Source organism: Curtobacterium sp. AC272 (assembly GCF_979258155.1).
Window position 1 is genome coordinate 2,870,204 of the sequence record NZ_OZ409838.1, and the last position, 25,943, is coordinate 2,896,146.

A 25,943-nucleotide genomic window follows, 5' to 3' on the forward strand; every position below is an offset into this window, starting at 1 on the left:
CGACGTCGTGTGACGTCAGCTGCGGGCGCGCCCGAGCCCGGCGAGGAAGGACGCCTCGGCCAGGGCCATGTGCTCGATCTCGGACGGATCGACGCTCTCGTCCGGCGCGTGCACGTTCGCAGCAGGCTCCGACACCCCTGCGAGGATGACCTCGACCCCCGGGATCGCCCGCTCGAGTGTCGCGCAGAGCGGGATCGATCCGCCGCCGCCGAGGGAGCCCACGGAGGACACCCGGTACGACGACGCCAGTGCGCTCCGGAACGCCGATGAGTACTGCCCCGCCGTCGCCCGGAAGCCGTCGCCCGTGCCCGTGACCCGCGCGGTGACCTCGACCCCGGCGGGCGCTCGCCGCAGCAGGTGCGCCACGAGCAGTTCGCCGGCGGCAGCGGGGTCGACACCCGGCGGGACCCGGAGGTTCAGCGCGGCACCGGCGGTCGCCTGCACGGACGGCGACGACCCGGCGACGGCCGGCGCATCGATGCCGACGACGGTCAGCGCCGGCCGTGCCCAGACCTGGGATGCCGGGTCCCCGGACCCGATCGGCACCGCGCCGTCGAGCAGCCCGGCATCGGCGGCGAACCGGTCGGCGTCGTAGGGCAGGCCGTCCCAGGTCTGCGAGGCCTCGAGTCCGTCGACGGTGGTGTCCCCGGCGTCGTCGCGCAGCGTGGCGAGCAGGGCCACCAGGGTCGCGACGGCATCGGGTGCGGCACCGCCGAACATCCCCGAGTGCACGTTGCCGTGCAGCGCTCGGACGCGCAGCTCGACGAACGCCGTGCCGCGCAGGGTGGTCACGAGCGCGGGGACCCCGACGGCGGCGTTCCCGGCGTCCATCACGACGGCTGCGTCGACGTCGGCGAAGTCCGCTGCGTGGGTGGACACGTACTCCTCGAGGCCGTCGGTGCCCTGCTCCTCGGACCCCTCGACGACCACGACGAGTCCGACCGGGAACGATCCGTGCACGTCGAGCAGCGCCCGCAGCGCCACGAGGTGGGTGACGACCCCGCCCTTGCAGTCAGCAGCGCCGCGACCGTACAGCCGGCCCTGGCGCTCGGTCAGGGTCCACGGGTCGCTCGTCCACGCCGCGAGGTCGCCCGCGGGCTGGACGTCGTGGTGGGCGTAGAGCAGGACCGTCGGGGCGCCGGGCGGCGCGTGGTGGGTCGCGAGGACCGCCTGCGAGCCGTCCGACGTCGTGACGCGGCGCGAGGTCAGGCCGAGGCCGTCGAACGCACCCCGCACGCGCTCGGCGACGCGGCGGCAGTCGTCGAGCGACTGCACGGCCGGATCGTGGACGGACGGGATGGCGACGAGCGCCGCGAGCTCGTCGAGCCCCGCGGGCATCCCGGCGCGGACCGCGTCGCGCAGCGCTGCGTCACCGGTGCTCACGAGCGCCCGATCTCCCAGATGCGGAACTCACCAGAGGCGTCGACCGACTTCGTCAGCCCGGTGAGCGACTTCTGCCCGATGACGTTCTCCTGCCCGGCGAGCAACGGGATGAGCGGCACGGACTCGGCGGTGTCCTGCTGGATCTCCTCGATCTGCTTGGTCCGCTCGGTCGCGTCGGCCTCGACCGCCTGCGCGGCGACCAGCTGCTGCACGGCCCGGTCGTCGAAGTGGTTCGCGAGCAGGTTGACGTCCTCGGAACCGTAGGCCGGCGTCAGGTACGACGAGGCGTCGGGGTAGTCCTGGAAGAACCCGAGCTGGAAGACCGGGTACTCGCCCTTGCCGACGTTCCCGACGTAGGTGTCCCAGCTCGCCGACTGCAGGTCGACCGTGAACAGGCCGGTGTCCTCGAGCTGCTGCTTGATGAGTGCGTACTCGTCGTCCGACCCGGAGCCGTAGTGGTCGGTCGTGTACTCGATCGGCAGCGCGACGGGCGTGCGCACGCCGGCCTTCTCGAGGATGGCCGCGGGGTCGGCGCCGTCGTACTCCGTCTGGAACGCATCGGTCGCGCCGGTGAAGTCGGACGGCACGATCGAGTAGGCCGGAGCGTAGGTGCCCTGGTAGACGTCCTTCGCGATCGCCGCGCGGTCGACCGTCGCGGCGACGGCCTGGCGGATCGCGGTCTTCTGCGCGGTGTCGTCACCGGGCATCGTGTCGAGGTTGAAGCCGAGGAACCGGACCTCGCCCGACGAGCCCTGGACCCGCTGCAGGCCGTCGTCCTCGGACAACGAGGTGACCTCGGTCGGCGTGAGCTGGCGGTACGCCACGTCGGCGTCACCCTCCTGCACCGCGAGCTTGAGGTCGGCGGACTTCGTGTACTGCTTGATCGTCACGCTCGACGACTCCGGCGCGGTGCCGTCGTACTCCTTGTTCGCCGTCAACGCGATGGTCGCCCCGCCGTCGGCGGACTGCTGCAGCGCGTACGGACCGGACCCGACGACCCCGTCGTCCGCGTGGACCTTCGTCTTCGAGAACACCCTGCTGTCGACGATCGCCCCGGCCATGCTCGCCAGGACGTACGGGAACGTCTGGTCGTTCGCCTGCTTCAGGGTGAACGTGACCTCGTCGCCGTCGGCCGCCACGGACGCCATGTTGGCGAGCAGCGACCCCGGACCGTTCTCGGAGCCGATGCCGACCTGGCGCTCGAACGAGAACACGACGTCCTTCGCCGTCAGGGCGTCACCGTTCGAGAACGTGAGCCCGTCGCGGATCCGGCACACGTAGTGGGTGCCGTCGGTGAAGTCACACGACTCGGCGACCTCGGGACTCGTCGTGGTCTTGCCGGCCGGGTAGGTGAGCAGGTGCTGGTACAGCTGCGTCTGCACCGTGTAGCTGCCGCGGTCCCAGGCGCCGGCCGGGTCGAGCGAGGTGACGGGATCGGTGGTCCCGATCACCAGGCCGTCGGAGACGTCGGTGGACGCCCCGGTCGAGGCGCAGCCGGTGAGCACGGCGGCGACGGCAGCGGAGAGCGCGAGCGCGGAGAGGAGTCGGGTCGTCACGGGGTTCCTGAGGGGGATGGTTTCGAGAGGGAGAAACGGGGATGTGCGGCCCCGCCGGTCGCGAGGTCGGCGATCATGTCGCCGAGCAGCGGTGCGAACTTGAAGCCGTGGCCGGAGAACCCGGTCGCGACGGTGACGGGACCACGTCGGTCGATCACGAAGTCCTCGTCGGGGGAGTTGTCGTACAGGCAGCTGATGAAGGTCGGCTTCGTCGCGTCGACACCGGGCACGTACCGCGCGGCGTAGGCCTGCAGCCGCTCGGCCTCGGCCGGCACGGGCGTGAAGTCGCGGTGGTCCGGATCGACGACGGGGCCGGTGCCGTGGAACCCGACCTTGACGCCCTCGCCCGGGGTGAGCAGGCCGTACACGTCGTCGTCGGCCGCCCAGTGCACGAAGCTCGGCCACGCGTGGTCCGGCAGACGGCTGGGGAAGTGCGCGGGCTGCTCCTGGGTGACGCGGATGGCCGGGAGGCCCGCCCCGCGTCCGGCGAGCAGGTCGCCGACCAGCGCGGGGGCCCACGACCCCACGGCCGCCACCACGGACGCGGTGCGGTGGGTGGACCCGTCCGACAGCGTCACCGTCACGTCGTCGCCGTGGTCCTCGAGCCCGCTGACCCGCGTGTCGAAGCGCAGCTCGGCGAGCCCCGTCCGTTCCGCCAGGGTGAGGAACACCTCGATGGCGCGGTTGGACCGGATGCGACCGGCCGTGGCGTGCGCGAGCACGTGCCCCTCGAACGCGATCCCCGGCCAGCGTGCGGCTGCGGCGTCCGGGCTGAGGGTCTCGTGCGGGATGCCGGCGTCCGTCAGCGCGGCGGCGATGGCGTCGACGACCTCGGCGCGGCCGTGGTCGACGGCACCGGTGCGGACGATGAGCTCCTCGTCCGCAGCGCCCTCGAGCGCTTCCCACAGCACCAGGGCGCGGGAGGTCAGGGCCACGTACTCGGGGTCGGCGTAGCCCTGCCGGAAGATCCGGGTCGCGCCGTGGGACGAGCCGTTGTGGTGCCCGCGCGCGTGCTGCTCGACGAGCAGGACGCGCTCGCCGCGGAGTGTGAGGGCGTACGCGGTGGCGGCGCCGACGACCCCGCCGCCGATCACGACGTGCGTCGGGGCCCGGTCGCTCAGCACGTCGCTCATGCCAGGGCTCCGGCTCGTCGGGCGTCGGCCTCGCGTCGCGCCGGCATCATCGCCACCACCTCGGCCTCGGTCGGCGCCGCCGCCGGGAACCGTGCCGGGGCGTAGCGGCTCGCGTCGCCGAGGGTGGTCGTGCCCGTGACGCTCAGTTCCGCCGCGATCCGCCCGAGCCCCGGTCCGTGCGTGACGCCGGACTCGTTGTCGCCACCGGCCACCACGAGTCCGTCCAGCTCGGGGACCGCGCCGACGATGAAGTTCCGGTCGGCGGTCATCGAGACGACGCCCTGTGTGGGGGTCTCGTCGACCCCGAGCACGCTCGCGGCGGCGGGGAGCAGCCGGGCGACGATCGGGTGCAGGTACGTCCGCATGGCGTCGAGCAGGTCCGAGCGCACCGGGCGGCGGTCGGGTTCGTCGCTCCGGTCCGCACCGCCGACGTGCAGCGGCTCGTACCCGGGGCCGGCACCGTACGTCAGACCGCCGCGGTGTTCACGGATCCACAGGCCGTGCAGCTCCGGCAGCATCAGGGTCGGCAGGGTGCCCGGCAGACCGAACGGCGTCGTCACGAGCCGGCTGGCGACGACCCGGACCGTCGGCAGCTCGCGCCCGAAGGGGGCGAGGAGCGTGTTCGTCCAGCTGCCGGCGGCGAGCACGACCTTCGCGGCGTCGATGACCTCGCCGTTCGCGGTCCGGACGCCCGTGACGGAGTCCCCACGGGCCTCCAGACCGGCGACCGGCGTGTGCTCGCGGATCTCGACGCCCCGCGCACGGACCGCGTGCACCAGCGCTGCGGCCGTGTCCGGCGCACTGATCTGGATGCCGTCCGGATGGAGGAAGCCCGCGGTGACGGCGGCCGGGTCGAGTCCGGGCACGAGGTCGGCCGCCTCGGCCGGGGTGAGAGTCCGCGCCCCGGCCGGCCGGAGCGGGTGCTGCTCGAACGGCGGCAGGTGGTCGGCCCGACCCTGCTCGGTGACGGTCAGCCAGACGTTGCCGTTCTGCCGGTACCCGGTCGGGCCGTGGCCGGCGCCGGCGAGGTCGCGGTAGAAGTCGATGCCGTACTGCTCGACGTCGCGCTCGGACTCGTTCCAGTACCAGGCGTACCCGGCTGCCCACTGGCCGACGAACCCGGCACCTGCGGTGGTGGTGCCCCCGGCGACCGTGCCGCTGTCGAGGAGCAGGACCCGCTGCCCGAGCGCGGCGAGGTGCCACGCGGCGCTCAGCCCGATGATGCCGGCGCCGACGACGACCACGGGGGATCCGGAGGAGGACATGGAGCGAGCGTAGTGTCCCGAGGTCCCCGACAGGTGTCGTTCATGACGCCGTGTGACGCGGTGCAGAACGGCGATCGCTGCCCCGGTCGATCAGCGGTCGCTCGGCGGTCGATCAGCGGTCGAACGCGTCGAGCACCGCCGATGTCGACCGGGCCACCAGGGCGTCGTCGTAGGCGGCGTCGGGGTCGTTCCGCGTCGTCAGGACCGAGAGCACGATCGGGTCGCCGCCGGGCGGGGTCACCCGCGCCACGTCGTTCCGGATCGGTCCGGCGCCCCCGGACTTGTCGACCACGACCCAGCCGTCGGGTGCCCCGGCCCGGATGAGTGCGTCGCCGGTCGCGTTGCCGCCCATCCAGTCGACCAGCAGCGCGGTGTCGGCGCGGTCCAGGGTGCTGCCGTCGAGCACGGTCGCCAGGGCTGCGGTGAACGCCGCCGGGGTCGTGGTGTCCTCGGTGCTGCCCGGCTCGATGGTGTTGAGGTCCGGCTCACCGTGGACCACCTCGGTGGTGGTGTCGCCGAGCTCGGTCAACGCGGTGTCCAGGCCGCTCGGACCGCCGATGCGCGTGAGCACGAGGTTCAGGGCCGTGTTGTCGCTCATCCGGACGGCTGCCTCGGCCAACTGCCCGTACGACAGCCCGTCGGCCACGTGCTGTTCCGTCACGGGGGAGTACCCGGCAGCGGCGACGTCCGCGGCCGTCCAGTGCACGACCTCGTTCCGGGCGTCCGCGGGCACCGAGCGCAGGAACTGTGCCGCGGCGAACGCCTTGATGGTCGAGGCGTAGCCGAAGCGTCGGTCGCCGTTGTACGCGACCGTCTCACCCGTGACGGTGTCGGTCGCGACGACGCCGACCGTGGCGTCGTACTCGCGTTCGAGGCCCGCGAGTGCCCGGCGGACCGCGGCGGTGGTCGCGGCGTCCGTCCGCGGCGGCGTCGTCGCAGGGGTGCTCGTCGGTGTGCTCGTGGACCGTGCGGACGACGTGGCCGACGCGGTCGGTGCACCGGGGCCGCCACCGGAGCACCCGGCGAGGACGAGCACGGCGACGGTGCCGCCGACGACCAGGGGAGAGCACGGCGCATGGGAGCACCCTGCCGCTCGACCCTGGTCACACGCCGGGAACCGGCACCCCGACCCGGGCGACGGAGACCTGCGTCCCGACACCCCGTTCGCGTGCGAGGTCGATCAGCCGGGCCGCGACGGCGAGGTCCTGCGCGCCGAGCCCGACCGAGTCGAACACGGTGATCTCGTCGTCCCCGGTCCGGCCGGGTGCGCGTCCGGCGACGACCTCGCCGAGTTCCGCCGGGTGGAGGTCCTGCGGGACCGCGCCCTCGACCACGGCCTCGAGCAGGTCACCCGACTTCGTCCAGGCGGTGGCCCGGCTGTCGACGAAGAGCGTGCCACGTGCCATCGCCGCGCCGTCGAGCTCCCGGTGCGTCGGGCGGGGACGTGCCCCGACCGCGTTCACGTGCTGGCCGGCGTACAACCAGGCGCCGCGGACGATCGGGTCGACCGAGGGCGTCAGGGTGCAGAGCACGTCGGCTTCCTCGACCACGCGCCGGACCTCCGGCACGACCACGCACCGTCGGGCCACGTCCGGTCCGACGGCCTCGAGGAACCGGGTGACCGTTCCGGACGACCGTGACCACAGGACGATCCGCTCGAACGGTCGCGTCGCCTCGAAGGCACGGACGTGCTCGACGGCGAGGTTGCCCGCGCCGAGGATCCCGAGGGTCCGGCTGGCTGATCGGGCGAGGTGCTTCGTCGCGACGACGGTCGCCGCCGCGGTCCGCGCCCGGGTGATCGTCATGCCGTCGAGCACGGCGACGCACTCACCGGTGACCGACGAGGACACCAGGATCGTGGACCGCTGCGACGGCAGCCCTCGCGCACCGTTGTCGGGGATGTCGGCCATCAGCTTGACGGCGACGAGCCCGAGTCGGTCGGAGCGCACGGCCATCGGCAGGAAGAGCGCGTCGTCGGCGCCGGTCAGGGCGACCGGAGCCGGCTGCTGCATCGCGCCGGTCCCGAGGTCGGCGTGGACGGCCTCCACGGCCCCGACGACGTCGACGGCGTCGATGAGACCGGCGACGTCGGTGGCGCCGAGGACGACGGTCACGACGCGGTGACGGCGGTCGAGGCGCCGAGCAGCTCCTCGAGCGACGGGGTGTGGGTCGTGAGGCCACCGTCGAACAGGATGCGCATCCAGCGGTCCGAGGCCTCGCGGTCGACGACCGCGGAGTCCCAGACGCCCCCCGCAGCCATCTCGTCGGCGGCCCGTCGCAGCAGGGCGGCGTCCTTCTCCGGCCACCGGGCGGCGAGCACGGCCGCGATCTCGGCGTCGGCGTCGCCCGCGGTGATCTTGGCCATCGCGGCGGCGATGCCGTCCATGAACCGGTCGACCCGGTCGCCGAGCTCGTCGATGCGGTCCGTGCGCGTGTAGTAGACGCTGTTCGGCATCACCCCACCGGCGTCGAGGTGCCGGAAGACGATCGTGCCCCCACCGGCGGCGACGAGTTCCTGGGCGGAGACGAGGTCGAGGATGATCGCGTCACCGAGCCCGCCCTGGTACAGCTCGATGAGCATCGCGGTCGACAGGTCGCGGACGAAGCGGGTCGCCGCGACGTCGAACCCGGCCTCGCGGACGAGTCCGGCCGTGAACTCGTACGGGGCGCTGCCGCCGGCGCCGGGCGCCAGGACGACCTTGCCGGCGAGCCAGTCCAGGGTGATCGGGGTCGTCTCGTCGCGGGCGACGATGGTCATCGGGAACCCGTGGTTGAGCTGGCCCACGACCGACAGCTTGCGCGGGGTCCCGGCGTACATCGCGGGGACCCAGAGACCGCCGAGGGCGAGGTCGGCCTCGTGCGAGTCGATGTCGTCGAGGACGCCGGTCCACGGGTCGCAGGCCTTCGCGGTGACGGACAGGCCGCGCTCGGCGAACAGTCCGCCCACGTCGGCGACGTACTCGGGCAGGTAGTTGAGGCCGTTCGCGGTCGCCGAGATCTTGAGGGTGTCCATGGTGTTCTCCGATCGTGGGGTGGTGGGCCGGGGTGTCCGGCCCACCGGGGTGGTGCGGTTCGTGCGGGTGGTCAGGTGGGTCAGGCGGTGGTGGTCGAGAGGGCGTTCTCGTTGACGTCCTCGAGCGACCGGCCGCGGGTCTCCGGGGCGAAGCGCGACGCGACGACGAGGACCGCGTACATGACGGCGGCGAGTCCGAAGACGCCGGCGAAGGCCCAGGAGCCGTACAGCGCGATCGCGGCGAACGGCATGACCGCTCCGGCGATGTTGCCGATGCCGTTGACGATCGAGGCGCCGGAGGCACGGATCGCGGTCGGGTAGACCTCGGCGGTCCACGCCGCGAGGGTCGTGTTCGTCAGCATCGTGAAGAACTGGAACAGGGCGCCGAGCACCAGGATCGCGGCGGTGTCGTTGCCGAAGGCCGCGAACGCCAGGGCGGTGAGGCAGCCGAGGATGCCCGCGACGGCGATGAGGGGCCGACGTCCGACGCGGTTCGCCAGGAGCGCCGCTGCCGTGCACCCGAGGAGCGATCCGATGTTCATGATCATCGTGTAGAGCAGGCTCTGCGACACGGTGTACCCACGCTCGACGAGCAGGGTCGGCATCAGGAAGTTCAGCGTGACCTGCACGCCGAAGGCCATCCACGAGGCGACGCCGATGGCGATCGTCCGACGGAGCACCAGCTTGTGGAACACCGCTGCGGGCGACGAGTGCAGGGCGACCGGGGGCAGGTCGGCCGGCGTCAGGCGCACCGGGGAGCAGCGTCGGCGGGCGGGGTGAGCGTGTTCGAGGCGAGGACCGCGAGCGAGCGGTTCGCCTCGTCCACCCGTCCCTTCGACAGCAGCCAGCGAGGCGTCTCGGGCAGCTTGCGGCGGTACAGGACGACGAACAGCGCCGGGATCGCGAGGATCACGAACGTCCAGCGCCAGACCTGGTCGTCGCCACCGAGCGGGACGGCCAGCGGGCCGAGCAGCAGCAGGAAGAGTCCGTAGGAGATGAAGTTGCCGATGCCGCCGGCACCGACGTTGATGGTCGCGATGAGGCCGCCGCGGTACTTGGTGGCCACCATCTCTGACAGCATCGCGATGCCGATCATGAACTCGCCGCCGACGCCGATCCCGACGATGAACCGGCTGACGAGCAGCATGTCGAAGTTGAAGGAGACGGCGCTGAGGAGGCCGCCGAGCGTGTAGACGAGCAGGTTGAGCCCGAGCGAGAACCGCCGACCGTACTTGTCGGCGAGCCAGCCGGCCAGGAACCGGCCGACCAGCCCACCCAGGACGGTGGCGGTGTTGATCGTGGAGAGCTGGACGTCGCCGATGGCGAGCGAGGCCTTGATGTTGGTGGCCATCGCGCCGACGGAGTTCTGTTCGAGCGTGTCGAAGAACTCCCCGGCGAGGATGAGCATGAGGACCCAGAACTGGGCCCGGGTGAAGCCGATCGAGTCGAGGGCGGATCCGATGCCGCCTTCGGTTCGGGCAGCGGAAGCGGTTCGGGTTGGTGCGGTGGAGCGGGTTACAGCAGTCATTCGTAACTCCAGCGGGGGAAGAGTGAGGTGGGTGCACCGTGCGGTCACTCTTTTGTATACGAAAAGCTGTTTCGGGCTGGTTTCGAACACGAGACGGTTCGTTACGGCTGCCTGAATCACCTGGATATTCAAGCATCCAGACGCACTCCCGCCAAGCTCGCGGGGCGTTTTGTATACGTTCTTACGGGTTCAGGGCCCGGTAGATCGCTTCGTCGCGACGCAGGTGCTCGTCCATCAGCAGCCCCGCCTGCACCGAGGCACCGCGCAGGATCGCGCCGGCAACGGCCGTGTGGTCGTCGCTGCTCGACGCCACCTCGTCCTGCGTGACCCGCTCGAACGCCCACGCCGTCTGGTGGATCAGGTGGTCGATCATCGTCTCGAGCCGGCTGTTCCCCGAGGCGCGTGCCACCAGCCCGTGGAACGCGAACCGCGGTGAGTGCGCAGCCTCGACCTCTTGGTCGGACCGGTGTTCACGACCGACGGCGCGGAGCAGGTCGGCGCACTCGCCACCCTGGCGACGCGCGGCGAGCTCGGCGGCGAGCACCTCGAGCCCCCGGCGGATCTGCATGAGCTCGATGACCACCTCGGTCGAGGAGTCGGCGACCCGGACGCCCTTGAACTTCTCGGACTCGACGAACCCCTCGGTCTCGAGCTGCCGGAGTGCTTCGCGCACGGGGACCCGCGAGACGCCGAAGCGTTCGGCGAGGGCGTCTTCCTTCAGCCGGGAGCCACGGGCGAGCGTGCCGGCGATGATCTCGGCCCTGATCGCCTTGAGGACAGATGCCGGCTTGGACTCCACAGCACGATGCTAGTTGGAGCGAGTGACGGGAATCGAACCCGCGCTACCAGCTTGGGAAGCTGGAGTTCTACCATTGAACTACACTCGCGCGCCCCGCAGAACGGGACTCGGCAAGCCTAGCGGATTCTCGCCTGGAAGCCAGCCGACCGCGCACCGTACGCCTCCTGTCGGGCGTGTGTCGTGCCTCCCGAGTCTCCGCTGTGAGCACGCCAGCCTGACGGACAGGTGTCGTCGTCGTGTGTACCGTCCAGGGAGTTCCAGCGCCGAAGAACCCGAGGAGGACCCGGATGGTCAGGCATCCCCTCATCGACGACGTGGTCGGTCCCGCCATCGTGGTCGAGTCCGCCTCGCCGGTCGTGTGGCTGACGGACGCCCTCGCCTCACTGCTCCGTCGTTCGGCGGACGCCGGCCGCATGGTCGTGCTGCGGACCGGGCGCGAATCCGCGATCACCCCGCCCTGCGGCACGCGCTCGGTGCCTACGGTGCCGCGTGGGCCGTCGCCGACTTCGACGGGACACTGCGCGACGGCCGGACGGGTGCAGCAGCCTCGGGCATCGAGGACTTCGTGCACCGCGGCCCCGAACTCGTCGGCACACCGTCGCCCGAGCACCCGGTCGCGGCCGACTCCGTCCGCCAGATCAGCATCGACCTGACGCTCCGCCACCACGCCGAGCGAGCCGTGGACATGGGGTCCGCGATCGAGGCCCTGTGCCACACCGTCGGCACCTGCCCCACCCGCTGGGGCACCGCCGAACCGCTCACCGTGCCGTGGGACCGATGGGTCGTCACGCAGTACGCCAAGCACGAGGCGCCCGGGGTGTCGACCTCGTACGCCGTCGGCGAGGGCTTCTCCGCCACCATGACCGCCCACCTGGTCGGTGGCGTCGTCGTCGAGACGATGTCCGCCGTCCTGACCGTGCCCGAGGAGAACACCGACCCGGAGCTCGCGAACCGCCTGTTCGACGCCGTGCAGCAGGTCGCCGACCAGGTCGTGCCCGTCTTCGGAGTGGTGATGCAGCGCCGGGGCGATGCCGACCACCTGATCCGCGCGGTGTCGCACGGCGAGCCGTCGCCGCTCGCCGTGGTCGTCGGACCCGAAGCCTCTGAGTTCCTGGACCGCGACGGGTGTGGCCGCCACCGCGCACCACGACGGCGACGTTCGGCACCCGGTCCGGAGCAGGCGACACGCACGTCGCCGACGGCGGCATGATCGTCCGCTTCGAGGACGGCTGGGAAGCCCTCGAGTCCTTCCTCGACCGCATCGACGAGGACCGCTTCCTGCAGCTCGTCGGCGGAGCGCCCCTCGACCCGGCCCACGACGAGGGCACGCTCGACGGGCACGTGCGGGACACCCGCGTGGCAGGCGGTCAGGGTGCCGCGTGACGTCACCATCCTCTGCCGCCAGCCGGTCGAGCCGCGGGAGGTCGCCGAGGCGCTGCTCCTGCACGACGAGTCCTGGGGTGTCCGCGCCCTCGACGACGGCCCGATGCTGCAGGTCTGCCGCGACGCCACGCACCCGGTGATCACCGTGCTCGGGGTGCGGCGGGTGGACTCGTTCGACGAGGTCGAACGGATCCTGCCGGACGCTCCCACGATCGCGACGCCGCTGTGGTGGGTCGACACCGTCACCCCCGCGGGGTCGGACGGCGAGTCCGGGATCTCGGCGGCACTCGAGGCCGCACTCGACCTCGACGCGGTCTGCATCGTCCACGGCGACTGACGGAGCCGGGCGCGACGACTGACGGAACCGATGCGGCCCGACGCGACGACTGCCGGAGTGACTCGTCGCGCGGATCGGCCACGCGGTGCCCCCAGTTGTGGTGAGAACGCAGGTTTCGAGGCCCGCGAGTACCCAGCACCGCTCTACGGTGTGAGGACCCGAGCCGACGAGCCGGGCGAGCACGCTCCTCGTCGGCACCCTTCTCACTGAACAGGGCTCCAGTGCGTACACACCACCAGGGGCGCGCCGTCGCGCGCGCTCGCAAGATCCTCACCGGCGTGGTCGTCGCCGGACTCGCGGGCGTCGCGCTCGTCGGGCTCGGCACGACCACCGCGTCCGCCGCGGCACCCGCGCAGACCACCTTCGTGAACGAGGGGTTCACCGGCGCGAGCGCCGGCACCGCCTACATCCTGCCGTCGACGCAGTCCGGTGCCGCGAACGTCGCGTGCCTCACGGCGAAGCCGGCAGCCGGCTCGTCGAACACCGGCTCGGTCCCGACGTGTGCCGGTGCCACGGACGCGGACGGCAGCGGCGCGCTCCGCCTGACCGGTGCGGAGAACAACCAGGCCGGTGGCCTCGGTGCGAAGCAGTCCGTCCCGATCACCAAGGGCGTCGACGCGGTCTTCGACAGCTACCAGTACAACGGCACCTCGGCTGACGGCATCGTCTTCTACCTCGCCGCGACCGACCCGTACAACCCGACCGTGCCGGCGAAGATCGGCTACCTGGGCGGTTCGCTCGGCTACAGCGCGAGCACCGCGAACAACGCGCAGGGCCTCTCCCACGCGTACCTCGGCATCGGCCTCGACCGCTTCGGCAACTTCGGCAACCGCGAGTTCGGCGGCACCGGCTGCACGACCGACCAGGGGACGAACCGGACCCTCACGGCGAACGCCGTGACCGTCCGAGGCCCCGGCGACGGCGGCACCGGCTACTGCGTGCAGTCCCGCACCGTGGTCAACGGCTCGCTCAACAAGACCGGCGTCACGGACCGTGCGCAGGCCAAGGTCCCCGTCGAGATCGTGATCAACCCGACGTCGTCGGCGCTCGCCGCGCAGGAGAACACCGCGGTGTCCGTCCCCGCGGGGCAGTACGCGGTCGTCTTCACCTCCATCGGCGGCACGCAGCAGGTCGTCCGTGGCGCCCTGCCGAAGCTCACCACCGGCAACGCCGCGAACGTCGACCCGTCGTGGGTCGACCCCGCCACCGGCTACCCCTACAAGCTCACCTACGGATGGGTCGCGGGCACCGGCGGACAGAACGACATCCACGAGGTCAACTACCTCCGCACCACGACGGCCGCCGGTCCGGTGCCGGTGCTGACCGCCAGCACGGGAGGCACGGCCAGCGTCGCGCACGCCGGTTCCGGCGCGTACACGGTCACCCCCACCGTCTCCGCCGACGGTGGCTCCGAGTCGCAGCTCGTGCGCACGACCACCACGTTCCCGACGGGCGTCACGCCCGACGTCTCCGGCGTGACCGGCGCGGGCTGGACCTGCCAGCCGCCCGTCGGGCAGGTCGTCACGTGCGACCAGGCCGTCGACGCCGGATCGCCTGTCGTACCCGGCACGGTGCTGCCGACGCTCTCCATCCCGTACACGGTGACCGGCGCCGCGCGCTCCGCGACGATCTCCACCGTCCTGGCGTCCACGGACGCCGAGGCGGTCACCGTCACCCGCGGCCTGACCGTCGAGCCGCAGGGCACGACGGTCACGGTCGACGACGCCACCGCGACCGTGGGCGACACGGTCACGCTGACCGCCCAGGTCGCGTCGTCCGCGAAGACCGGTGCCACCGCGCCGACCGGCACCGTCACGTTCACCGACACCGAGACCGGCGCGGTGCTCTGCACGGCGACGATCGTCGACGGTGCGGCCTCGTGCGACACGTCGACGTCGACGGTCGGCTCCCGCGGGGTCACCGCGACCTACGAGGGTGACGCGGACCACACCGCTGCGACCGGCACGGGGACGCTCACCGCGACCAAGGTGCCGACGGCCGTCGTGGTCGAGTCGAGCCCGACGTCCGCTGCGTACGGCGAGCAGATCACGCTCGACGCCACCGGCCTGGGCTCCGGCTCGGAGACGGTCGCCGCGCCGACCGGCACGATCGAGTACCGCGAGGGCACCACCGTCCTGTGCACCGCGACGCTCCCCGACACGAGCTGCGTGGCCGAGGGCCTCGGCGCCGGCACGCACACGGTGACCGCCGTCTACTCCGGCGGCGCGCTGCACGCCGGCTCGACCTCGGTCGCAGTGGACCTGACCGTCCGCAAGGCCTCGGCGACCATCGGCGCCCAGCCCGGCACCGGTGGCGGCGACCCGAGCGACGGCGGCGAGCCGACCGTACCCGACACCACGGTGACGGTCACGCACGGCGACACCACCACGCTCGACACCCCGAACGTGCCGGAGGACGCCACCGGCACCATCGAGTACGTCACCGACGACGGCACCGTCCTGTGCACCGCGACGCTGCCCGACACCACGTGCGCGATCCCGTCCGACCTGCCGGGTGGCGAGTACACCGTGCACGCCCACTACAGCGGCGACGACAACTACGAGGCCGCCGATGGTGCGCCGTTCGAGCTGGTCGTGACCGCGCAGTCGACGGCGCTCGTGGCGAGCACCGACGCGACGGCTCCGGTCGTCGGCTCGAAGGTCCGCCTGACTGCATCCGGCCTGCCCGCCGGCGCGACCGGCACCGTGACCTTCACGGCCGCGGACGGCTCCGTCCTGTGCACCGTCACGCTGCCCGAGACGACCTGCGAGACCGACGCCCTGCCGGTCGGCACGAACACGGTCACGGCTGCCTACAGCGGTGACGCGTCGTTCGCCGCGTCGAGCAGCGCGCTCGAGATCGTCGTCGCGGCACTCCCCGCCGTCGAGCCGACGCCGGGGCCGACCGACGAGCCGACCACGCCGGAGACCTCGGCGCCCGCATCGGCACCGTCGGCAACCGCGTCCGCCACGCCGGCGCCGACCACCACCGGTGCGCTCGCGTTCACGGGTTCGCCCGTGGCCGTGGGCACCGCCATGGCACTCGCCGCAGCGCTGCTCATCGCGGGCCTGGTGCTCCTGATGGTCCGTCGCACCCGGGCCGCTCGCGGCACGGTCGCCGACACCACCGCGGAGTAACGGACCGCACGGACGAGGACGGCGCCCCGGGCAGTTGCCCGGGGCGCCGTCCTGTTCGTGCGCCTGGTGTCCGTCAGTCGCGGCGCGCGGTGTCGGACGCGTTGATCGCCGCCAGACGTTCGTTGTACGCCTTCAGGTCGGCGTCGCCGTCGCGTTCGGCCTTGCGGTCGAGCCGCTTCGCGTCGCGCTTGTCCGTACGGATCCAGTTCCGCACCACGAGCAGCGCGACGAAGACCATCGGCAGCTCGGAGGCGCCCCAGGCGATGCCGCCGCCGGTGTGCTGGTCGTCGAGCAGCGCGGCATCGTTCGTCTGGCCGAGAGCGTGGAACCAGTCGATCGCGAACACCGACTGCGAGGTCATCACGGCGACGCCGAAGAACGCGTGGAAGGCCAGCGTCGCGAGCAGCGCGATGATCAGGATCGGGTACGGCGGACGCTTCGGCCCCGGGTCGACGCCGATGAACACCCAGAAGAACAGGTAGCCGCTCAGCACGAAGTGGACGACCATCGCGACGTGCCACTCGTGCGACTGCATCGCCGCCTGGTACGCCGGCGTGAAGTAGAACACCACGAGCGACCCGGCGAAGATCACACCGGCGACGGCGGGCTTCCCCATGAACTGCATGTACCGGGAGTGCACGAAGAGCATGAGCCACTCGCGGGCCCCGCGGGAACCGTCGTTGCGGACCGGCAGGGTGCGCATGGCGAGCAGCACTGGGCCGCCGAGCACGAGTGGCAGCGGCACGAACATCATGAGCAGCATGTGCTGGACCATGTGCGACGAGAAGTGGATCATGCCGTACACAGCCGGTCCGGCCGACGTGGTCCAGATGAACAGGGCGCAGCCGATCACCCAGGCGATGGTGCGCCCGACGGGCCACTTGTCGCCGCGCTTCCGGAGCTTCCGCACCGCGAGCAGGTACCAGACCGCCCCGACGACGGCGAGCCCGAGCCACACCCAGTCGATGTGCCACTGCGTCAGGTACGTGTGCATCGTCTGGGCCGGCGGGAACGGGAACCCGATCAGGCCGGAGCGGGTGTCCTCACCGGTCTCGGGCGTCTGCGGGATCGGCGGCTGCGAGCGGGACACGGCCACCGAGACGCCGATCGCCACGGCCATGAACACGATCTCGGCGAGCGCGAACCGGGTGAACCGACGGCGGTCGAGCGGCGCGCGGAGCAGCCCGGGCACCAGCTTGCGGCGCTGCACGACACCGGCGACGCCGAGCAGCACCAGGATGACGGCCTTGACGGTGATGAGTGCGCCGTACGGGGTCGTGACGAGGTCGAGCGGACCGGTCAGTCGCAGCGAGGCGTTGACGATGCCGGAGAACGCGACGGCGCCGAACGACCACCCGGCCAGCGTGGAGTAGCGGGAGACCACCCGCCCGGTCGCGCCCTTCGTGCGGGTGCGCAGCAGCACGACGGCGACGAGCCCGCCGGCCCAGACGCACACCCCGATCAGGTGGATCGCGAGGGAGTTCACGGCGTTGGCGTGCTCGAGCGAGCCGGCGGCGTGACCGGACAGTGCCAGGGGGAGCAGCGCGAAGAGGCCGAACACGGTGGCGACGGCGAGCGTCGTGACCCGGGTGGCGAACGCGGCGACCACGGTCGCGATGAGGATGGCCGCCGCGGAGACCACGAGCGCCTGCCCGATCTCGACCTGGAACGCGAACAGCATGAAGTTCCGGGCGAACACCGGACTGGTGATCGGGACGCCGAGGGTGTTGGCGCCGGTCAGCACGACGGTGACGGCCGCGGCGAGGAACCAGACCGATCCGGTCGCCGCCGCCCAGCGTGTGGCGCGGTGCTGCACGCTCGAGAGCGCCCGGTGGTCCTTCTTCTGTGCCGGCAGCGCGAACGCGGCGACGATGAGCAGGCCGACGGTCAGCGCCGCCATGGTGTCGTGCACCACGCGGGCGATCGGCAGGCCGTACTCGACCACGTCGCCGGCGGACACCAGCTGCTGGTTCGCGGTGAACGCCCCGGTGATCGTCAGGCCGAGGATCGAGCACGCGACCGCGAGCGGGATGGCGACGACCAGCACGGTCGCGACGGTGGACGTGCGCGCGGTGACGGGCGCGGATTCCGGCGCCGGGCCTCCGGGCTGGGTTGCGGGGGACGTGACGGTCATCAACCTTGTTCCAGGGACGCGTGCGTCCGCGAGACCGCGGACCCTCCATGGTAGGCGGGTCGGTCTGGAGGAGCGGTGTCAGTCCGCAGCGCGCGCTGCGGCCCGCCTCAGGGTCGCGCCGACGACCCCTGCAGGTCGCGGATCCGGCCCAGCTCGTCGAAGTCGACCGTGATGGTCCCGTCCGCCAACGTCAGCGTGCGCCCGTCCCAGGGCACACCGCGGAGCGACGCCCAGCTCCCCACAGCGCGGCGGTGGTCGTGCACCTCGGTCGTCTGCAGGCCCTCACCGAACACCCGGACCATCCGGGGGACCGTCGGCGGCGCGAAGAGCAGGCCCTCGAACAGCACCCACAGGCGGGCACCTCCGCCGACGTGCCCGCCGAAGCCGAACCACGAACCCGTCGCCAGCCGTGCCGCGATCGACATGTCCCACGCGAACTCGTACCCGGCGTCTGCGGCGTCGGCCTGCCGGTGCTCGCCGAACGGGACCTCGCCCTGCACGAGTTCCGGGATGCCGAGCCGTTCGCCCAGCGCGCGGGTGGCGTTGGCGGCGGCGAGCACCGACGCGGGGTACTGCGACGGGTTCGCCCAGCCCCAGAGCCAGCTGCGCGGCCCCGGTGCGGCCGAGCCCAGGAGCTGGATCCGGAACTCGCCCGGGTGCGGCCCGACGAACTGCAGGGTGCCGGCGGCGAGGTCGACGTTCCAGCGTTCGTGGTCGTCGTACCGGTCGGCGAGCTGCAGCTGCGCCTCCCAGGCCAGGAAGACCCCGTCGCTGACCAGATCGTCCATCCCCCGTGAGCGCGCCATGGGGGAACCCTACGCCGGGCGGTGTTCCCAGATCCCCTCGCTGCCGACGCCCACGAACCCGACGGCCTCGTTCACGTCGAGCATCGGGCGGTTCTCCTCGGCGTTGAAGGTGATGATCGACGGTCGGCCCGGGAAGCGCCGCTCCAGCTCCTCGATCCCGACCACCTTGAGCAGCCACCCGAGCCGGTGGCCGCGGTGCTCCCGCAGCACCAGGGTGTCCCACTGCATCGCGGCGCGTGCGGAGTCGTCCGGCACCGCCACCTGCGTGAAGCCGGCCAGGATCCCGCTCGGGACGTGCTCGACCGCGACGGTGAGCATGGTGCGCGGTGCCCGGGCGAGCTCGTCCTCGTGGGCACGCAGTCGTTCGGGGGTCCAGACGTCCTCGGGTTCGTCCATGTCGCCGGACGGCGCATCGGTGCTCATCCGGGTCTCGAGCAGCGCGATGCCCTCGAGCCACTCGTCGGGGGTCCGGCCCGTCCAGGCGTGCACCGCGTAGTCCGGTCCGGCAACGGCCGACGCCCGGTCGTGCAGCTCGCGCACGACGGAGTGGTCGGCGGGCAGTGGCAGCCGGCTGATCCGGTTCACCTGCCCGAACCGCCAGCCGCGGCCGGTCAGGAACCGGACCCCCGCTTCGTCCTCGGGCACGGCACCGAATCCCGTCGGCGCCTGCACGTACCCGGGTCCGGACGCCGAACCCACCTGGCGGGACACGGCGTACGTCTTGCACTGCGTGCGTCCCTCGGCTCGGGCGATGCCCTCGAGGTGGTCGGCGAGCAGTGTCCCGACCCCGCGACGCAGGTGCTCGGGCGCGACACCGACGGCCAGCCAGCAGTTGCTCGTGCCCGGTCCCTGCTTGGTGTCGTACGACCCGGCGGCGACCGTCGCGCCGGTCTCGTCGCGCACCGCGAACAGGCGGCTCGGAGCTCCTGGCTCGTGGCACATCGGCAGGTACTCGTCCGGTACCCACACGAGTTCACGGAGCCCGTGCACCGCGACCTCGGCGGCGTCGGACACGGCGAGCCACTCGCGGAACGCCTGCACGGTCCCCGGGTCGTCGTCCATCGTGGCGGGGACCACGAGTTCGTGGACGGTGTACGCGGTCATGTCGGTTCCTCCCGGCGGTGCGACGCCGCCCGGCTCCGGACAGCCTCGCAGCATATCGGCGGGGTCCGCTGCCGCTAGGCTGCACGGCGTGCTGCTCTCCGATCGCGACATCACCGCCCAGCTCGCCGAGGGCCGGATCGGTCTCGACCCCCACGACGCCTCGCTCGTCCAGCCGTCGAGCATCGACGTCCGGCTCGACAAGTTCTTCCGGCTGTTCGACAACCACAAGTACCCGCACATCGACCCCGCGGTCGACCAGCCCGACCTGACCCGGCTGGTCGAGACCGACCCGGACGAAGCCTTCGTGCTGCACCCCGGCGAGTTCGTGCTCGGCTCGACCTACGAGGTCGTCACGTTGCCCGACGACATCGCCGCGCGGCTCGAGGGCAAGAGCTCGCTCGGACGCCTCGGACTCCTGACCCACTCGACCGCGGGCTTCATCGACCCCGGGTTCTCCGGCCACGTGACGCTCGAGCTGTCGAACGTCGCGACGCTGCCGATCAAGCTCTGGCCCGGCATGAAGATCGGGCAGCTGTGCTTCTTCCAGCTGTCCAGCCCTGCCGACAAGCCGTACGGCTCGGCCGAGTACCAGTCGCGCTACCAGGGCCAGCGTGGGCCGACCCCGTCGCGCTCGGCGCAGAACTTCCACCGCGCGGACGTCTCAGCACGCCCCTGACCGCGGTTCACCCGACCCGGAACGGCATCATCGACGTCGTGCGACATCGATGACGTCGTTCCGAGTCGACACCGCCATGTCTCCCGGCGGACGAAATGTCGCATTCTGTGTATCGTTGCAGCATGTCCGCAGTCCCTCCACGTCCGGTGCCGACGGTGTCGGCGGCCGCGCTCATCCGTGACGCCCGTGACCGCGCCGAACTGACGCAGGTGCAGCTCGCTCGTCGGGCCGGTGTCACGCAGAGCGTCATCAGCACGTACGAGAACGGCCGCCGTGAACCCTCGCTCGCCGCGCTCCAGCGCATGCTCCGGGCGGCGGGCTTCACCACGTCGATCGACCTGCTGCCGGTCGAGGACCCACCGCCCCTGCGGGAACGCGTCGCCGCCGCGCGACAGGACCTGATCGCCGTCGTCGAGCGCTTCGGCGGTCGGAACCCGCGGTTGTTCGGCAGCGTCGCCCGTGGGGACGACGGCCCGGGCAGCGACGTCGACCTGATGATCGACGTCGACGCCGGGCTCGGCATCTTCGCGCTCATGCGCATCCAGGACGGCGCCGAGCGACTGCTCGGCGTGCGCGTGGACGTCGTGGACGCCGCCGGCATGAGCCCCGAGGTCGTCCGATGCGCGGTGCCGCTGTGAGCCAGGAACCGGTGACGCCCCGGCTGGTCGGCGATCGACTCGACGACGTCATCGGCGCGTGCGAGGCCATCGGTCGGTACGTCGGCGACGAGCGGCTGCCCGAGGACCTGGTGCACGACGCCGTCCGGATGCGGTTGGTCGAGATCGGCGAGGCGGTCCGCGTCCTGCCGAGCACCGTCACCGCGAGCGAGCCGGACATCCCGTGGTCGAGGGTGTCCGACCTCGGCGACCGGCTGACTCGGCGCTACTTCGACACCACCCGCGCGGTGGTGTTCGGCACGGCCCACACGGACGTACCGCACCTGGCCGACGCGGCGCGGCGGTTGCGCGCGACCCGGCCCTGACCCTCCGCAACACGCCGGCGTCTTCGGGCGGACCGGGTTCCGCAACACGCCGGCGTCGTCGCTCCCCGCCCGGATCCCGCCGAGACGCCGCCGAATACTGCGGCGTCTCGAGCACATGGCGGCGCCGTGCGAAGACGACGGCGTCACGCACCGCAGCCCGCACCGCAGCCCGCACCGCAGCCCCACGACGACGCAGGACGGCCCCGTCTCGCCGAAGCGAGACGGGGCCGTCCGTGTGTACTGGCGAGATCAGCCCTTCTTGGCGAGCTCCTCGAGTGCGTCGTTGCCCTTGTAGGCCTCGACCGCGTTGTCCTTCGTGACGAGGATCGGCGTCAGCTCGACGGCCGGCACGATCTTCTTGCCGTTGTCGTTGTTCTTGTCCTTCGTCGTCTTCGGGGTCTTGCCGTCGGCGAGGTCGGACACCAGGTCGATGGCCGCCTGGGCCTCCTCCGTGGTGTTCTTGTAGATCGTCGAGTACTGCGTGCCCTGCATGATGAGCGGGATGGAAGCGGTCTCCGAGTCCTGCCCGGTCACGACCGGGTTCTCCTTGCCGGCGGCCTTGGTCGCTGTGAGGATGGCACGGGCGAGGGTGTCGTTGGGCGACAGGACGCCGTCGAGCTTCGTGCTGCCCGAGTAGTACTGCGAGAGCAGGTCGGTCATGCGGGACTGGGCGTTCTGCGCGAGCCAGCCCTTCGTCTGCACCTTCTGGAAGGTGGTCTGGCCCGAGACGATCTTGATCGTGCCGTCGTCGATCTTCGGCTGCAGGACGTCCATCGCACCGTTGAAGAAGACGGTCGCGTTCGCGTCGTCAGCCGAACCGGCGAAGAGCTCGACGTTGTACGGTCCGTCGCCCTTCTTCTCCTTCAGGCCCTTGAGCAGCGCCTCGGCCTGCAGCTGACCGACCTTGAAGTTGTTGAACGCGACGTAGTAGTCGACGTTCGTCGTGTTCAGGATGTTGCGGTCCCAGGCGATGACGACGGCGCCCGAGGACTTCGCCGACTTGACCTGCGCGGTCAGCTGCGAGCCGTCGGCCGCACCGATGATGACGGCCTTCGCACCCTTGGTGATCATGCCCGAGATCTGCGACTGCTGGTCCGGGACGGGGTTGCCGGCGTTGGCGTACTGGATGTCGGCCTTGAAGCCGGCGTCCTCGATCGACTTCTTGAACGCTGCACCAGCGAGGACCCAGTTCTGCGAGGTCTTGGCGGGCAGGGCGACACCGATCAGGTCGCCCTTCTTGATGGTGGTGGAGCTGCCGCTGCCGGCGTCGTCGGACGAGCCGCGCGACGAGCAGCCGCTGAGGGCGAGGCCCGCGATGAGCGCCAGGCTGAGGCCGGCGACGATCTTCTTGCGCATGTGATTGCTTTCTCTTCGTTGAGGAGGGGTGGGGCCTGAGGCCCCGCTGTGGGGAGGTGTGAGCTAGGGGAGGGTGATCTTGTCCGGCTGGTCCTCGATGGACCGCGGCTGCTGGGCGGCCACCGTGTTCTGCTCGGTGTCCTTCCGCTGGAACTGCCGCATCATGCCGCCGATGAGTGACGGACGTCCCTGCGACTTCGAGTAGACGTCGAAGGCGACGGCGACGAGCAGGACAAGACCGCGGATGATCTGCACCTTGTTGGACTCGAGGCCCATCAGCTGCAGGCCGTTCGACAGCAGCGCCATCACGAGACCACCGATGATGGAACCGGAGATCGTGCCGACACCACCGGCCACGGCGGCGCCACCGACGAACACGGCGGCGATTGCGTCCAGCTCCCAGCCGGTGCCGTCCGCGGGTCCGGACGCACCGGAGTAGGCGACGAACACCATGCCGGCGACGGCGGCGAGGACGGACATGTTCATCATGACGAAGAAGTTGACCTTCTTCGCGGAGACACCGGACAGGACGGCGGCGCTGGAGTTGCCACCGACGGCGTAGACCTGGCGACCGAAGATCGTGTTCTTCGTGACGAAGCCGTAGACGATCGTCAGGACACCGAGGATGATCGCGACGATCGGGACCGAGGTACCGACCGGGCCGGCGCCGAACAGGTACGTGGCGACGAGCGTGACGGCGACCAGGATGCCGGTGCGCACGACGGAGACCCACAGCGGCGGGACCTCGGCCTGCATCTTGCGGCGCCGTGCGCGTCCGCGCGCCTCGATGATGATGAGTGCGGCGATGGTGGCGAGGCCGAGCAGGAGCGTGCCGTTGCTGTAGCCGAAGTCGGGCCCGAAGTCACCGAGGAAGCCGGCGCCGATCGGGGTGAAGCTGTCCGGCACGGGGACCGACGTCGAGTTGCCGATGATCTGGTTGACGCCACGGAAGATGAGCTGCCCGGCCAGCGTCACGATGAACGCCGGGACGCGGACGAAGGCCACCCAGAACCCCTGCCAGGCACCGATCACGGCGCCGACGACCAGGCCGAGCAGGATCGCGGCCCAGACCGGGAAGTTCCACACCGCGATCGACTGGGCCACGATGATGCCGACGACTGCCGCGACCGAGCCGACCGACAGGTCGATGTGGCCGGCGATGATCACCATGACCATCCCGAGCGCCAGGATGAGGATGTAGGAGTACTGCAGGAACAGGTTGATCACGTTCGTGGGCTCGAGGATCAGCCCCTGGGTGGTGATCGCGAAGTACGCGAGCAGCACGATGAGCGCGATGATCATGCCGTACTGGCCGATGCTGTTGCCCTTGCCGAAGAGCAGTTTCAGGTTGTTCATGAGGCGGTGGCGCCCTTCCGCGCGGAGGTCATGCTGCGCATGAGCGATTCGGGATCGGCCTGGTCGGCCGGGAGGTCAGCGGTGATCTGGCCCTCGAAGATGGTGTAGATCCGGTCGGAGAGACCGAGGAGTTCCGGCAGCTCGGACGAGATGAGGATGATGCCCTTCCCCTCGGCCGCGAGCTGCTGGATGATCCCGTAGATCTCGAACTTGGCGCCCACGTCGATGCCGCGGGTGGGCTCGTCGAGGATCAGGATGTCCGGGTCGGTGAACATCCACTTGGACAGGACGACCTTCTGCTGGTTGCCGCCGGACAGCTTGCCGACGTTCTCCTCGACGCTGGGCACCTTGGTGCGGAGCATCTTGCGGTACTTCTCGGCGACCGAGTACTCCTCGAGCGAGTCGACGACACCGGCCTTCGAGATCTTCTGCAGGTCGGCGGAGACCGTGGACCGCTTCACCGTGTCGAGCAGGTTGAGGCCGAGGGCCTTGCGGTCCTCGGAGACGTAGCCGATGCCGTGCTGGATCGCCTGCTGGACGTTGGTGACCTTGATCTCGTGGCCGTCCTTGATGATCTCGCCGCCGAGCCAGGTGCCGTAGGAACGACCGAACAGGCTCATCGCGAGTTCGGTACGACCGGCACCCATCAGGCCCGCGAACCCGACGATCTCGCCGCGCTTCACGTGGAAGTTCGAGCCCTTGCAGACCAGGCGGCTGGCGTCGAGCGGGTGCTGCACGGTCCAGTCGCGGACCTCGAAGAAGGTCTCGCCGATCTTCGGGGTGCGGTCCGGGAACCGGCTCTCGAGCGACCGGCCGACCATGCCGCGGATGATGCGGTCCTCGTTGACGCCGTCGCCCTTGACGTTCAGCGTCTCGATGGTCTTGCCGTCACGGATGATCGTGATCTCGTCGGCGATCTGCTCGATCTCGTTGAGCTTGTGGCTGATGATGATGCTCGAGATCCCCTTGGCCTTCAGCCCGACGATCAGGTCGAGCAGGTGCTGCGAGTCGTTCTCGTTCAGGGCCGCGGTCGGCTCGTCGAGGATGAGGAGCTTGACGTCCTTGTGCAGGGCCTTCGCGATCTCGACCAGCTGCTGCTTGCCGACACCGATGTTCTTGATCTGCGTGTCCGGGTCGTCGGCGAGCCCGACGCGGGCGAGCAGATCCTGGGCGCGGAGCTGCGCGGCGGTCCAGTCGATGCGCCCGAAGCGTCCCGGCTCGTTTCCGAGGAACAGGTTCTCGGTGATCGAGAGCTCCGGGATCAGCGCGAGCTCCTGGTGGATGATCACGATGCCGGCCTGCTCCGACTGCTTGATGTTCGCGAAGCGGACCTCTTCGCCCTCGAAGACGATCTCGCCGTCGTAGGTGCCGTAGGGGTAGACGCCCGACAGGACCTTCATCAGGGTCGACTTGCCGGCGCCGTTCTCACCGCAGATCGCGTGGATCTCACCGGCGCGGACGTTGAGGGAGACCTCGGAGAGCGCCTTGACACCAGGGAACTCCTTGGTGATCGAGCGCATCTCGAGGATGGTCTCGGGTGCGGTGATCGACCGGGTCTCGAGGCCGGTGTCGATCGGGGTTGACGCCACAGTGCATCTCCTTCTGCCGCTGCGATGCGGCAGTTGTTCGGGTGGTTCTGCTGCGGCAGCGAATGGGCGCAGGTGGCCTGCGTGGACTTCGTTGTCGCGTCCGGTGCCCCGCTGGTGTGACGCTCATGTGAACGGTCACATCGGCTGGACGGAGGTAATTTACGCACAGCCCCGGTGCGGCTGTCAATTCGGATTGGTCGCGTTTTCGTAACGTCCTGCGTGATCTGGCGGAAGCAGGCTGATCACGTCCCCCGCGTTGGGGTGATCGTGCGGAGTTCCGCACGCGGTGCGTGCGTTCCCACTGGGCGGACGGGAGGCCCGTGGCGGCGTCCACACGGGCCTCCAGTCCGCCTGTCGGTCGCGTCTGGAGCCGGGCGTACCTGGCGGAATCGGGCGTACCTGGTGC

The 25,943-nt window shown here is 70.9% G+C and carries 22 protein-coding genes, 1 tRNA gene and 1 pseudogene; 7 read left to right on the top strand and 17 right to left on the bottom strand.

Annotation, left to right across the window (positions count from 1 at the left end; all coding sequences use genetic code 11):
• Positions 1-15: 15 nt before the first annotated feature.
• The 11 genes from ACZZ0J_RS14825 to ACZZ0J_RS14875 all read right to left on the bottom strand — a co-directional run bounded on the left by ACZZ0J_RS14825 (position 16) and on the right by ACZZ0J_RS14875 (position 10,765).
• Complete coding sequence (locus tag ACZZ0J_RS14825; RefSeq protein WP_463437528.1) at positions 16-1,383, bottom strand: M20/M25/M40 family metallo-hydrolase; 1,368 nt, start codon at positions 1,381-1,383, stop codon at positions 16-18.
• The gene (locus tag ACZZ0J_RS14830; protein WP_463437529.1) at positions 1,380-2,939 is read right to left on the bottom strand and encodes an ABC transporter substrate-binding protein; all 1,560 of its coding nucleotides are present in this window, start codon (positions 2,937-2,939) and stop codon (positions 1,380-1,382) included. Before ACZZ0J_RS14830 ends, ACZZ0J_RS14825 begins: the two co-directional genes overlap by 4 nt.
• Positions 2,936-4,072, bottom strand: a complete 1,137-nt coding sequence (locus ACZZ0J_RS14835) for an FAD-dependent oxidoreductase (protein ID WP_463437530.1) — start codon at positions 4,070-4,072, stop codon at positions 2,936-2,938. Before ACZZ0J_RS14835 ends, ACZZ0J_RS14830 begins: the two co-directional genes overlap by 4 nt.
• Entirely contained in the window at positions 4,069-5,337 is a 1,269-nt protein-coding gene (locus ACZZ0J_RS14840; protein ID WP_463437531.1) for an NAD(P)/FAD-dependent oxidoreductase, read from the bottom strand. The genes ACZZ0J_RS14835 and ACZZ0J_RS14840 overlap by 4 nt, the downstream gene beginning before the upstream one ends.
• A gap of 112 nt (positions 5,338-5,449) precedes the next feature.
• On the bottom strand, positions 5,450-6,373 hold the full coding sequence (bla, locus tag ACZZ0J_RS14845) for a class A beta-lactamase (protein WP_463437532.1): 924 nt from the start codon (positions 6,371-6,373) through the stop codon (positions 5,450-5,452).
• Between the two features lie 67 nt (positions 6,374-6,440).
• Positions 6,441-7,451, bottom strand: a complete 1,011-nt coding sequence (locus ACZZ0J_RS14850; protein WP_463437533.1) for an ornithine cyclodeaminase family protein — start codon at positions 7,449-7,451, stop codon at positions 6,441-6,443.
• Positions 7,448-8,350 carry an ABC transporter substrate-binding protein gene (locus ACZZ0J_RS14855; protein ID WP_123672130.1) on the bottom strand — a complete coding sequence of 301 codons (903 nt, stop codon included), beginning with the start codon at positions 8,348-8,350 and terminating at the stop codon, positions 7,448-7,450. Before ACZZ0J_RS14855 ends, ACZZ0J_RS14850 begins: the two co-directional genes overlap by 4 nt.
• A gap of 80 nt (positions 8,351-8,430) precedes the next feature.
• Complete coding sequence (locus ACZZ0J_RS14860) at positions 8,431-9,102, bottom strand: MFS transporter (RefSeq protein ID WP_463437534.1); 672 nt, start codon at positions 9,100-9,102, stop codon at positions 8,431-8,433.
• The gene (locus ACZZ0J_RS14865) at positions 9,093-9,878 is read right to left on the bottom strand and encodes an MFS transporter (protein ID WP_463437535.1); all 786 of its coding nucleotides are present in this window, start codon (positions 9,876-9,878) and stop codon (positions 9,093-9,095) included. Before ACZZ0J_RS14865 ends, ACZZ0J_RS14860 begins: the two co-directional genes overlap by 10 nt.
• A gap of 181 nt (positions 9,879-10,059) precedes the next feature.
• The gene (locus ACZZ0J_RS14870) at positions 10,060-10,677 is read right to left on the bottom strand and encodes a GntR family transcriptional regulator (RefSeq protein WP_194648383.1); all 618 of its coding nucleotides are present in this window, start codon (positions 10,675-10,677) and stop codon (positions 10,060-10,062) included.
• A 14-nt stretch (positions 10,678-10,691) separates the two neighbouring features.
• Positions 10,692-10,765, bottom strand: a tRNA-Gly gene (locus ACZZ0J_RS14875).
• Between the two features lie 199 nt (positions 10,766-10,964).
• Here ACZZ0J_RS14875 and ACZZ0J_RS14880 point away from each other — a divergent pair.
• From ACZZ0J_RS14880 to ACZZ0J_RS14895, 4 genes and pseudogenes are all read left to right on the top strand, one after another.
• Positions 10,965-11,887, top strand: a pseudogene (locus tag ACZZ0J_RS14880) (DUF6177 family protein).
• Positions 11,884-12,060 (top strand): hypothetical protein, encoded by a 177-nt coding sequence (locus ACZZ0J_RS14885; RefSeq protein WP_463437536.1) that lies wholly within the window; start codon positions 11,884-11,886, stop codon positions 12,058-12,060. The pseudogene ACZZ0J_RS14880 and the gene ACZZ0J_RS14885 overlap by 4 nt, the downstream one beginning before the upstream one ends.
• Complete coding sequence (locus ACZZ0J_RS14890; RefSeq protein WP_111085404.1) at positions 12,050-12,397, top strand: hypothetical protein; 348 nt, start codon at positions 12,050-12,052, stop codon at positions 12,395-12,397. The genes ACZZ0J_RS14885 and ACZZ0J_RS14890 overlap by 11 nt, the downstream gene beginning before the upstream one ends.
• Positions 12,398-12,618: 221 nt before the next feature.
• Positions 12,619-15,534 (top strand): Ig-like domain repeat protein, encoded by a 2,916-nt coding sequence (locus tag ACZZ0J_RS14895; RefSeq protein ID WP_463437537.1) that lies wholly within the window; start codon positions 12,619-12,621, stop codon positions 15,532-15,534.
• 73 nt (positions 15,535-15,607) lie between these two features.
• Here the strand turns inward: ACZZ0J_RS14895 and ACZZ0J_RS14900 are convergent, their stop codons facing one another.
• The 3 genes from ACZZ0J_RS14900 to ACZZ0J_RS14910 all read right to left on the bottom strand — a co-directional run bounded on the left by ACZZ0J_RS14900 (position 15,608) and on the right by ACZZ0J_RS14910 (position 19,578).
• The gene (locus ACZZ0J_RS14900) at positions 15,608-17,668 is read right to left on the bottom strand and encodes a cytochrome c oxidase assembly protein (RefSeq protein ID WP_463437538.1); all 2,061 of its coding nucleotides are present in this window, start codon (positions 17,666-17,668) and stop codon (positions 15,608-15,610) included.
• Positions 17,669-17,775: 107 nt separating this feature from the next.
• Positions 17,776-18,474 (bottom strand): DUF6882 domain-containing protein, encoded by a 699-nt coding sequence (locus tag ACZZ0J_RS14905; protein ID WP_463437539.1) that lies wholly within the window; start codon positions 18,472-18,474, stop codon positions 17,776-17,778.
• 9 nt (positions 18,475-18,483) lie between these two features.
• The gene (locus ACZZ0J_RS14910) at positions 18,484-19,578 is read right to left on the bottom strand and encodes an N-acetyltransferase family protein (protein ID WP_463437540.1); all 1,095 of its coding nucleotides are present in this window, start codon (positions 19,576-19,578) and stop codon (positions 18,484-18,486) included.
• Between the two features lie 88 nt (positions 19,579-19,666).
• Here ACZZ0J_RS14910 and dcd point away from each other — a divergent pair, with 88 nt between their 5' ends.
• From dcd to ACZZ0J_RS14925, 3 genes are all read left to right on the top strand, one after another.
• Positions 19,667-20,254: a dCTP deaminase gene (gene dcd / locus ACZZ0J_RS14915; RefSeq protein ID WP_111085408.1), complete on the top strand. Its 588-nt coding sequence runs from the start codon at positions 19,667-19,669 to the stop codon at positions 20,252-20,254.
• Positions 20,255-20,376: 122 nt separating this feature from the next.
• On the top strand, positions 20,377-20,892 hold the full coding sequence (locus ACZZ0J_RS14920; RefSeq protein WP_463437541.1) for a helix-turn-helix domain-containing protein: 516 nt from the start codon (positions 20,377-20,379) through the stop codon (positions 20,890-20,892).
• Complete coding sequence (locus tag ACZZ0J_RS14925; protein ID WP_123293489.1) at positions 20,889-21,236, top strand: HepT-like ribonuclease domain-containing protein; 348 nt, start codon at positions 20,889-20,891, stop codon at positions 21,234-21,236. Before ACZZ0J_RS14920 ends, ACZZ0J_RS14925 begins: the two co-directional genes overlap by 4 nt.
• 249 nt (positions 21,237-21,485) lie before the next feature.
• On the opposite strand, the gene ACZZ0J_RS14930 is transcribed toward ACZZ0J_RS14925, so the two are convergent.
• The 3 genes from ACZZ0J_RS14930 to mmsA form a co-directional block, all read right to left on the bottom strand.
• Positions 21,486-22,592 (bottom strand): substrate-binding domain-containing protein, encoded by a 1,107-nt coding sequence (locus tag ACZZ0J_RS14930; protein WP_123339999.1) that lies wholly within the window; start codon positions 22,590-22,592, stop codon positions 21,486-21,488.
• Positions 22,593-22,655: 63 nt separating this feature from the next.
• Positions 22,656-23,948, bottom strand: a complete 1,293-nt coding sequence (locus ACZZ0J_RS14935) for an ABC transporter permease subunit (protein WP_123340000.1) — start codon at positions 23,946-23,948, stop codon at positions 22,656-22,658.
• Positions 23,945-25,468, bottom strand: coding sequence for a multiple monosaccharide ABC transporter ATP-binding protein (gene mmsA, locus ACZZ0J_RS14940; RefSeq protein ID WP_185002736.1), 1,524 nt, complete (start codon positions 25,466-25,468; stop codon positions 23,945-23,947). Before mmsA ends, ACZZ0J_RS14935 begins: the two co-directional genes overlap by 4 nt.
• Positions 25,469-25,943 lie beyond the last annotated feature (475 nt).

Excerpts from the sequence above, each read along its gene's own strand:
- ACZZ0J_RS14835 (WP_463437530.1), bottom strand. The coding sequence starts at position 4,072 with ATGAGCGACGTGCTGAGCGACCGGGCCCCGACGCACGTCGTGATCGGC.
- ACZZ0J_RS14840 (WP_463437531.1), bottom strand. The coding sequence starts at position 5,337 with ATGTCCTCCTCCGGATCCCCCGTGGTCGTCGTCGGCGCCGGCATCATC.
- ACZZ0J_RS14855 (WP_123672130.1), bottom strand. The coding sequence starts at position 8,350 with ATGGACACCCTCAAGATCTCGGCGACCGCGAACGGCCTCAACTACCTG.
- ACZZ0J_RS14865 (WP_463437535.1), bottom strand. The coding sequence starts at position 9,878 with ATGACTGCTGTAACCCGCTCCACCGCACCAACCCGAACCGCTTCCGCT.
- ACZZ0J_RS14885 (WP_463437536.1), top strand. The coding sequence starts at position 11,884 with ATGATCGTCCGCTTCGAGGACGGCTGGGAAGCCCTCGAGTCCTTCCTC.
- ACZZ0J_RS14900 (WP_463437538.1), bottom strand. The coding sequence starts at position 17,668 with ATGACCGTCACGTCCCCCGCAACCCAGCCCGGAGGCCCGGCGCCGGAA.
- ACZZ0J_RS14905 (WP_463437539.1), bottom strand. The coding sequence starts at position 18,474 with ATGGCGCGCTCACGGGGGATGGACGATCTGGTCAGCGACGGGGTCTTC.
- ACZZ0J_RS14910 (WP_463437540.1), bottom strand. The coding sequence starts at position 19,578 with ATGACCGCGTACACCGTCCACGAACTCGTGGTCCCCGCCACGATGGAC.
- ACZZ0J_RS14920 (WP_463437541.1), top strand. The coding sequence starts at position 20,377 with ATGTCCGCAGTCCCTCCACGTCCGGTGCCGACGGTGTCGGCGGCCGCG.
- ACZZ0J_RS14930 (WP_123339999.1), bottom strand. The coding sequence starts at position 22,592 with ATGCGCAAGAAGATCGTCGCCGGCCTCAGCCTGGCGCTCATCGCGGGC.
- ACZZ0J_RS14935 (WP_123340000.1), bottom strand. The coding sequence starts at position 23,948 with ATGAACAACCTGAAACTGCTCTTCGGCAAGGGCAACAGCATCGGCCAG.
- mmsA (WP_185002736.1), bottom strand. The coding sequence starts at position 25,468 with ATGCGCTCGATCACCAAGGAGTTCCCTGGTGTCAAGGCGCTCTCCGAG.